Raw genomic sequence first — 8270 nt, 5'->3', positions numbered from 1 at the left:
GACTAAACCAATCATTGTAATAACCTCTTAATTAACCTAGGCTGATCTGCACGTCAACGCCGGCAGCCAAGTCTAAACGCATTAAAGCATCAACAGTTTTTTCTGTTGGCTCAACAATATCAACTAAACGTTTGTGAGTACGGATTTCATATTGGTCACGCGCATCTTTGTTAACGTGTGGAGAAATCAATACCGTGAAACGTTCTTTACGAGTTGGTAAAGGAATTGGACCACGAACTTGTGCACCAGTACGTTTAGCTGTTTCTACGATCTCCGCTGTTGATTGATCAATTAAACGATGATCAAACGCCTTTAAGCGGATACGGATTCTTTGGTTCTGCATTAGACCAGAGCTCCATTAAAATTTAGCTAATAAAAAAACCAAACTACCACTTATCTAAAAAGAATAAGGGAGCTCAGTTACACCTATTATAGTTCCAAGATTAGGAACATTATATATGCTGCCAAATCGGCAACACCATTTGATAAATGATTACATCAAACGACTTCACTCGTCTGTCTTCTCTCAAAGATACACGAGAAAATTGGCTGTATGATACAGACAAATTCCGATTTTGGCAACTCTTTTTTTCTGCAAATTTGATAATTTTTTGAACTGCTTTTTAGGCAAAAAATTTTTAGCATTTCTTATCATAAATTACAAAATTTTGAAATAACGCAATCTTTTATGTTATTTCAAAATATTTTTCTTAAATTTTCGAGCGAGTTCACATTTTTGAAAAAATGTAGTTGAAACGATCACTCATTCTCAGGTATTTATTAAAAAGATTTTTTCATTTAACAAAATTATTGATATTTTAGGAGAAAATATGCTTCCAATTCACGCTGTAGAACAACCAATTTCTGCACTCTTTGAGCCTATTACAGGAAAAATTAGGCTAAAAACCCATTTTTCTTATTATGGTATTCATACAAATGGTTTTATGATTGCATTATATAAAAATAACACTATTTTTATTCGGGCATCTCGCCAATCGAAAACAGAGATTCAACAGCTAGAAGGAACATATGTATTACAAGATCCAGAAGTAGGTCTTAACACAAAAAACTTTTTCGCTATTCCCTACCATAAAGCCCAGAATGAAAATCGTTTTTCACATTGGGTAAAAAGTATTTTGGACGAATTATCTGAACAATATAAACAGGAACAAGAGAAACGAAAAACACAAGTTCGCTCCTTAACAAATATGAATTTTAAAATGGAGAGAATTTTAAAGAAAATAAACATCAACAATGTAGAACAATTCCAACAAAATGGCTATATGAATACTTTCGTCGAATTAGTTAAACAAGGTTCTGACGGTTCCGATTTAATGTTATTCAAATTACATGGAGCAATTCATCAAAAATCTATTTATCATATTACACCTGAAGAAAAAATAGAATTACTTAGAGAAGCAAACAAAGCAATGTATGATGCAGGACTTCGCCATAAGTTTTATATTCCTGACGAAGAATAAATAGGCATGCTAATTTATTTGGGGGTTGTACTGATAACTAGACCAAACTTCCCTTAACTCATTGTTTTAAAATGGAAATTTGAGATTTTATTTCACTGTTGTTAAAACGCCATTCACATTCCTTTAAATATAGCTCAAAATACTCTTTAGGAATGCCATTAAACTTGCGTAAATGGCGTTTTGCTTGATTCCAAAAATTCTCAATTCCGTTTATTTGGTTATGATTTTCAGCAAAACGCGTGCTGTGATTGAGGCGAAAATAGCTAAATTCACTCACATCATAACTACGGAAGGTATCCGTGTACACTATGCTATCAGGCTTAACTTTCTCTCGGATAACCAATTCGCTAGCTGTTTTTGCTGTCACACCTTCGCTAAACACTTCAATGAGTTTATTTTATTTATGCTGACTTAAGCGACTTTTTCTCATTAGTTTATTCTAACCTAAATAGGATTTTTAGTCGTTAGCTAGAACATCCCCCAAAATTATTGTACAACCGTTAGTTAAAAGTTCAAAAAATGAATTTTATCTTCGTTTACATGCTTGATTTAAAAGACATGAAGATTTTTTAAAAGAACGGAGTGATAAAGCGAATGAGAATGGATATTTCCCTTATAAGCACAGTAACGTAAGAGGAGCTTATGCAAGTTTGAAATATGATATGAATTATTCACCTTTGAAAAGCATACTAAAATAAATATCAAAAATACGGCAAATAGGCTAGAAGGATTTTTTAAATAAAAAGAGTTGCTAATATTTTGAAAAATAAACATTAACAACTGTTTTGTCCACATGGCATAGTTTTTGACGGATTAGCAGCTATTTTGTCTACTATGCCTTTTTATTGATTAAATAACATTGGGCATGTTTTCCATGCCCAAACATACTTAGAGTAATACATTAGACAATGCTAAGCCAAATACTAAGCAGAATGCCATACTTAATAAGCCTGGAAGCATAAAGCTATGATTGAAAATGTATTTACCGATTTTGGTTGTACCTGTGGTATCAAAGTCAATTGATGCAATAATTGGGCCATAGTTAGGCACGAAGAAGTAACCGTTTACCGCCACAAACACACCGATTAACACAGGTGCGGGAATACCTAATGCAATACCAAGCGGGAATAATGTTGCCACTGTTGCCCCTTGACTGTTGACTAATACGGAAAGGACGAAAAGTGCGAAAGCAAATGCCCACGGTGCAGTTTCGACTAAACCTTTCACCAAATCTTTTACTTCATCCATATGAGCTTGCATTAAAGTGTCACCCAACCACGCAATACCAAAGATTGCAATGACCGCACGCATACCCGCGTGGAAAACAGAACCTTTAGTGATTTCTGTGCCGTCTGGTTTACAAGTGAAGATAATTAATGCACCAATTGAAAGCATAATGATTTCGATAGTGTGTGCCATTCCCATTGGTTTGCCATCAAAAACTGGACGGAGTGAAGGCATAGCCCCCATTAACACGACAAGCAATGCACCGAATAAGAAGAGTGAAACAGAGATTTTTGCCGTTTTGCTCACTTCTATTTCCGTAGAACTTGCGGTTGAGTTAAAGGTATCTGCATATTTTGGATCTTTCAAACGGCGTTGATATTCTGGATCATCTTTGAGCTCTTTGCCCATTTTGTTCACAAATACACACGCCAATAAAATACCTGCAAGAGTAGATGGAATCGTTACCATCAACACATCACCTAAGTGAATGCCTTGTGGCTCAAGGAATGCAACAACCGCAACAACAGCTGCTGCAATTGGGCTTGCGACAATAGCAAATTGAGAAGCAATTACCGCCATTGAAAGAGGGCGTTCTGGGCGAATGCCACTATGACGACTTACTTCAGCAATCACAGGAAGAACCGAATATGCAACATGTCCCGTTCCAGCCAATACGGTAAACGTCCACGTAACCAGCGGTGCGATAAATGTAATATGTTTCGGATTACGTCGTAAAATGTTGGTTGCGATTTTGATCATATAATCCAAACCGCCTGCAGCTTGCATTGCAGCCGCAGCAGAAACTACCGCCATAATCATAAACATTACATCAATCGGCAAACCAGCTGGTTTTAAGCCAAAACCGAAGGAAAGAATGGCAAGCCCCAAGCCACCAAACACACCCAAACCAATCCCGCCCACGCGTGCACCGACTAAGATACAGAGCAACACAATGGCGAATTGCACAAGAAACATTGTAGACATTTGAACAACTCCGTTGTAATTTAGAGAAAAACCCTCATAATTTGAGGTTATAACTGATTAAAAATCACCGCTAACTATATCATAAACAAATCTAATCTCTACTATTAGATTTAATTAAAATCAAAAAATAGGAAAAAATATGCAGTTTTCAAAAATGCACGGTTTGGGTAACGATTTTATGGTGATCGATAGCGTCACGCAAAACGTGTTTCTAACCCCCGATATCATCCGCCAACTTTCCGACCGTCATCGTGGCATCGGCTTCGACCAACTTCTATTAGTTGAACCCCCTTACGACCCTGAACTGGACTTTCACTACCGCATTTTTAACGCCGATGGCAGCGAAGTGTCGCAATGCGGCAACGGTGCACGCTGTTTTGCCCGTTTCGTGACATTAAAAGGCTTAACTAACAAGCCTAATATTCACGTGAGCACCGCTAAAGGCAAAATGGTCTTAAGCCTCAAAGATGATGGCAAAGTGCGTGTAAATATGGGTGAACCGATTTGGGAACCCGCACAAGTACCGTTTACTGCCAACAAATTCGAGAAAAACTACATTCTCCGCACCGATCTACAAACCGTGCTCTGTGGCGTTGTGTCTATGGGCAACCCACACTGTGTATTACAAGTTGAAAACATCGAAACTGCCCCAGTGTTACAACTTGGTCCATTGCTTGAAAACCACGAACGCTTCCCAGAACGAGCTAACATTGGCTTCATGCAAGTGCTCAATCGCAATCATATCAAACTCCGTGTTTTCGAACGTGGTGCGGGCGAAACGCAAGCCTGTGGCAGCGGTGCGTGCGGTGCAGTTGCCGTCGGCATTATGCAAGGCGTATTAAACAGCAAAGTACAGGTAGATTTACCTGGTGGCTCACTTTGGATTGAATGGGACGGTGTTGGTCACCCGCTTTATATGACAGGCGATGCAACACATATTTATGATGGGTTTATCAAACTCTAATTAAGGAAATTCTATGTTTAAAAAATCGTTTATTTTCTCATTACCATTCATAGTAACCGCTTGCTCTTCCAACAATCAACCAGAAGAGGCATTTCCAGGTCAATTTGCGGATGCAGATTATGTCCTCTCTGACCAAGATGCACAAAAATGGGTGGCAGAAAGCGAACAGGCTCGTCAATGTATTTATCCAAATTTGACCCGTATTCAACAAAATCATTTTTCAAAAGAAGATAGCTATATCCATGCCCAATATGTTTTCTTCTACCCGCTTGAAAAAGTCATTGGCGAGCAGTATGTAAATATTTTGCAGGCAGACGAAAAATCCATGGGCTATGCACAATATCAATTCAAAAAATTTAAAGATAAGCCTACCGAGATCCAACCTCTAACAGCCCAGCAATGCGAAACACTGCGAGCACAAGCCCGCGATGATTTAGCGGTCGTTAAGGGGCAATACAAAAGTGGCATGGTGGAAGAAACAAAAACCGCAAGCGACGACAAGAAAAACAGCGATGGCGTTGCCACCAACCAAAATAAATTCTTCTTTGATATTATCAAATGGGGATCGGCGTTGTTGCTCTAATCAGCGAACAGCGAATATCACAAGCGGTGAAATTTGTAAAAGAAATTGCAAATTTCACCGCTTGTTGTTTCAAAAAGGGGCTAAAAATCTTTCTCCACCGACACAAACCACTCAACACTTTTTCTAGAATAAAATTCTGGAATATTGCTATCAATTTTACGATAACGATAATTTAGCTTCGGTACAAACCCTTGCCATTGTAGTTTGTTATGCCAAATGGTGGCGTTAAAACTGTATTCTTTATCTTGACGTTTTTTGGTTGGAAAATAAAAATTCTCCGCTCGAAAATCTCGCTTCACATAACGTAAGCTAACACGGCTAACAAACGCTTTAAGCTCCCATACCGAACCGATATTCACCCCACGGCGAAGCGAAGATTCCGCTTTATCTTTGCTACGATCAACACTACCTTCCACGCCACCAAATAGCAACCAATTCGGCTTGGCTTGATAACTTAACGAAAGTGAAACACCATTCAGATAACCATTATGACGGCGAGTGACAGAAGCATCGGCATAGCGTTTTTGAGTATGCGAAAAAGATCCTGAAATTGCCCAGTAAGCGGTCAATTCTCGGCGGAAATCTGCAACTGCCCCGTAATTTTTGCTATAACGTGGTGAACCGAGCCAGTTCTGTTCAAAAAATGGGGAAAATCCGACCGCTTGCAATGCCGAACGGTAACGATAACCGAGCGAAGCATAAAGTGATTTTTCGCTATAATCTTGCTTATCCCAATAATGCACGCCACTAAAGCGACCATTTGTGGTAACAAAATGGTTGCCGCCCACATTCAATTCACGGTTCACGCCCACACCATAACGGAAGCCGTGTGCCTTTTGCGGCAAGGAGTCCGCATCTTTTTTAAAGCGTAACCCACCTAGAATAATATCTTGTTGCGAAGAGGCGTTATTTACATTATCCGTTTGAGTATATTGCAGCTCCATATCAGGCTGCCAACTTTGCCGCTCTGCCATCGCCTGAATATAACGTTCGGTAAGTTGCTGCATTTGTGGTGAAAGTTCGGGCTTAGCACGTTCCAACTCCGCTTTTGCTTGGCGATATTGTTTATTCTCAAACAGCATCACACCTAAATCAAACCGCGGATAAGCTAACTCTGGCTTCTCGGCTAAAATCTGCTGATAAAGCGAAATTGCCTGTGGGTATTCTTTTTCTGCCCGCAACATCGCCCCCATTGCATAACGATAAAGCGTTTTATCATAATCAGCCTGCTGTTGATACAACGGCAGAATCTGCTTCAACAAATGCCATTGCTGTTTTAATACACCATAGTTAATCAACTTTTCTAGCTTGGTTTTAGTGCTGTCTGCATCAGAAAGGGCAAACGAAGGGGCAGGCGGATTTTCTGTTTGTGGTTGCGTTTTTATCTGTGGTTCAGTCTGTTTGGGCAAAGTATTGTTCTCAAAGAAAACAGGTTGAGGAGTGTGAAAGGTTTCCGCTTGAACTGCAAGCGGTAGAAAAATAAGAAAGTTTGCGAGTTTTTTCATAGTAAATTTATTCATAAGTAAACATTGTTTTACAATGCAAGACATTCTATCTATAATGATTTGTACTGCATTGTTAGACAAAGGAGATAATTATGGCAATGACACAAAATACATCTTTTAGCTTTCGTTTATCAGAAAATTTAAAACAAGAGGCATTTAATGTAATTGAAAATTACGGTTTCACCCCTTCGCAAGTGTTTAATTTATTCTTAACAGAAATTGCGAATACAAAAACGATTCCACTCAACCTTTCTTATTTGAAACCAAATGCTGAAACATTACGTGCTATGCAAGAAGCTGAAAACGGTGATATTGATGTTATTAGTGAGGCAAATTCTGGAGCTAACATTATGGAAAGCCTATTAAAATCAGTGAAATAATGGGTATGGAATCAGTTAAAACATTAAAAGTAACCGCAACTAAAACATTTCAACGAGATATTAAAAAGCTCACAGCTAAGCAACAATTCTCAGTAGAAATGACCGAGGTTTTGTATTTTTTACAAAGAAATCGACCGCTTCCAAGAAAGTATTTAAACCACGCATTACAAGGCGAAATGCAAGGTTATCGTGATTGCCATATTTTTAACGATCTTGTGCTGATTTACCAAATTATTGATGACGAAGAATTAAAGCTCATTCGTATCGATTCACATTCGGAAATTTTCTAATAGTTAAATGCCGTTTAAATCCACTTTAAACGGCATTTTCTTGTAGGGGCAAATCGCATTTGCTAAAACATCGGTGGAATATCAGAGCAAATGTAATTCGCCCCTACAGAAAGGTTATTTTTGAATTTCACCGCGGGTGCCGCCGAAGCCAAATTCTTTATCTTCACCAACAAATTTAAAACGTGCAATACCAGAGACCTCTTCTGCTTCAGGTCCAAAGAAACCAAGTTGGTAATGTCCATTCGTCATTCCTGAAGAAGAAGAAACAGCTACCCCCTGAATACCTACAACAGCCTTATCATTTAAAGATATCTGTGGTTGGATATCAGCTTCTTTTAACTCAACTCGACCGTATAAAACTTGGCTAGAAACACTTCCCTGACCTTTTTTAGTATCAAAATCGACTTTGTAGATTAATCTACCTGACTCAGTTTCACCAATTCCTTCACCAATATAAGTTGCTTTACCTGAATTTGGGATATTTCTTTCGTGTGTTGCAACACCAACAATCTGAATATTATGTGGTTTTAAAGGTTGTTCTACATCATTGATAATGTTCTCAAATTCATTATTTGAAATAACTATAGAATATGGTTGGTTATAAATTTTTTGAAAGCCTCTATATTTCGTTAATTTATCATCACTAGAAATATTTTCGTGATCTTTATTAATAATATTTCCTAAAGAGGGAACTTCTTGTCCTAGAGCCTGTTCTTTAAGAAGTTTTGCTTGTATAGTGGCATTGGTTTTATCTCTTGCATTTAATGCTTCTTCGGCTTTACGGGCTTCTTCAGCTTTGCGAGCTTCTTCGGCTTTACGAGCTTCTTCCGCTTTGCGTGCCTCTTCCGCTTTGCGT

At 38.4% G+C, this 8270-nt stretch carries 9 protein-coding genes and 1 pseudogene; 5 read left to right on the top strand and 5 right to left on the bottom strand.

Annotated elements, in window-relative coordinates; genetic code table 11:
- Positions 1-31 precede the first annotated feature (31 nt).
- Positions 32-343, bottom strand: coding sequence for a 30S ribosomal protein S10 (gene rpsJ, locus QMF79_RS04340; RefSeq protein ID WP_001181005.1), 312 nt, complete (start codon positions 341-343; stop codon positions 32-34).
- Between the two features lie 487 nt (positions 344-830).
- Between rpsJ and QMF79_RS04335 the strand changes: the two genes are divergently transcribed.
- Positions 831-1481: a TfoX/Sxy family DNA transformation protein gene (locus QMF79_RS04335; RefSeq protein WP_281772894.1), complete on the top strand. Its 651-nt coding sequence runs from the start codon at positions 831-833 to the stop codon at positions 1479-1481.
- A 58-nt stretch (positions 1482-1539) separates the two neighbouring features.
- On the opposite strand, the pseudogene QMF79_RS04330 reads toward QMF79_RS04335, so the two are convergent.
- Together QMF79_RS04330 and QMF79_RS04325 are read right to left on the bottom strand one after the other, a co-directional pair.
- Positions 1540-1839 (bottom strand): annotated as a pseudogene (locus tag QMF79_RS04330) (IS1595 family transposase); the annotation flags it as partial.
- Positions 1840-2369: 530 nt separating this feature from the next.
- The gene (locus QMF79_RS04325) at positions 2370-3692 is read right to left on the bottom strand and encodes an anaerobic C4-dicarboxylate transporter (protein ID WP_281772893.1); all 1323 of its coding nucleotides are present in this window, start codon (positions 3690-3692) and stop codon (positions 2370-2372) included.
- A 139-nt stretch (positions 3693-3831) separates the two neighbouring features.
- On the opposite strand from QMF79_RS04325, the gene dapF reads away from it, so the two are divergent.
- Together dapF and QMF79_RS04315 are read left to right on the top strand one after the other, a co-directional pair.
- The gene (dapF, locus tag QMF79_RS04320) at positions 3832-4656 is read left to right on the top strand and encodes a diaminopimelate epimerase (protein WP_281772892.1); all 825 of its coding nucleotides are present in this window, start codon (positions 3832-3834) and stop codon (positions 4654-4656) included.
- 13 nt (positions 4657-4669) lie between these two features.
- Positions 4670-5239, top strand: coding sequence for a DUF5358 domain-containing protein (locus tag QMF79_RS04315; protein WP_281772891.1), 570 nt, complete (start codon positions 4670-4672; stop codon positions 5237-5239).
- An 80-nt stretch (positions 5240-5319) separates the two neighbouring features.
- On the opposite strand, the gene QMF79_RS04310 is transcribed toward QMF79_RS04315, so the two are convergent.
- Entirely contained in the window at positions 5320-6744 is a 1425-nt protein-coding gene (locus QMF79_RS04310) for a porin family protein (RefSeq protein WP_281772890.1), read from the bottom strand.
- A gap of 92 nt (positions 6745-6836) precedes the next feature.
- Here QMF79_RS04310 and QMF79_RS04305 point away from each other — a divergent pair, with 92 nt between their 5' ends.
- Positions 6837-7124 carry a type II toxin-antitoxin system RelB/DinJ family antitoxin gene (locus tag QMF79_RS04305; protein WP_281772889.1) on the top strand — a complete coding sequence of 96 codons (288 nt, stop codon included), beginning with the start codon at positions 6837-6839 and terminating at the stop codon, positions 7122-7124.
- A gap of 5 nt (positions 7125-7129) precedes the next feature.
- Positions 7130-7414, top strand: a complete 285-nt coding sequence (locus tag QMF79_RS04300) for a type II toxin-antitoxin system YafQ family toxin (protein ID WP_281772888.1) — start codon at positions 7130-7132, stop codon at positions 7412-7414.
- 114 nt (positions 7415-7528) lie between these two features.
- Here the strand turns inward: QMF79_RS04300 and QMF79_RS04295 are convergent.
- The coding region (locus tag QMF79_RS04295) for a factor H binding protein domain-containing protein (protein ID WP_281772887.1) at positions 7529-8270 on the bottom strand (742 nt) is incomplete at its 5' end.

Source organism: Pseudohaemophilus parahaemolyticus (genome assembly GCF_938021905.1).
Taxonomy (GTDB): Bacteria; Pseudomonadota; Gammaproteobacteria; order Enterobacterales; family Pasteurellaceae; genus Haemophilus_A; species Haemophilus_A parahaemolyticus_B.
The sequence above is the reverse complement of the archived record's forward strand: the minus strand, read 5'-3'. Positions and strand labels throughout refer to the sequence as shown.

What these genes read in the sequence shown, in the direction of transcription:
- QMF79_RS04300 (WP_281772888.1), top strand. Translation starts at nt 7,130, where the DNA reads ATGGAATCAGTTAAAACATTAAAAGTAACCGCAACTAAAACATTTCAA.
- dapF (WP_281772892.1), top strand. Translation starts at nt 3,832, where the DNA reads ATGCAGTTTTCAAAAATGCACGGTTTGGGTAACGATTTTATGGTGATC.
- QMF79_RS04335 (WP_281772894.1), top strand. Translation starts at nt 831, where the DNA reads ATGCTTCCAATTCACGCTGTAGAACAACCAATTTCTGCACTCTTTGAG.
- QMF79_RS04325 (WP_281772893.1), bottom strand. Translation starts at nt 3,692, where the DNA reads ATGTCTACAATGTTTCTTGTGCAATTCGCCATTGTGTTGCTCTGTATC.
- QMF79_RS04305 (WP_281772889.1), top strand. Translation starts at nt 6,837, where the DNA reads ATGGCAATGACACAAAATACATCTTTTAGCTTTCGTTTATCAGAAAAT.
- QMF79_RS04315 (WP_281772891.1), top strand. Translation starts at nt 4,670, where the DNA reads ATGTTTAAAAAATCGTTTATTTTCTCATTACCATTCATAGTAACCGCT.
- QMF79_RS04310 (WP_281772890.1), bottom strand. Translation starts at nt 6,744, where the DNA reads ATGAAAAAACTCGCAAACTTTCTTATTTTTCTACCGCTTGCAGTTCAA.
- rpsJ (WP_001181005.1), bottom strand. Translation starts at nt 343, where the DNA reads ATGCAGAACCAAAGAATCCGTATCCGCTTAAAGGCGTTTGATCATCGT.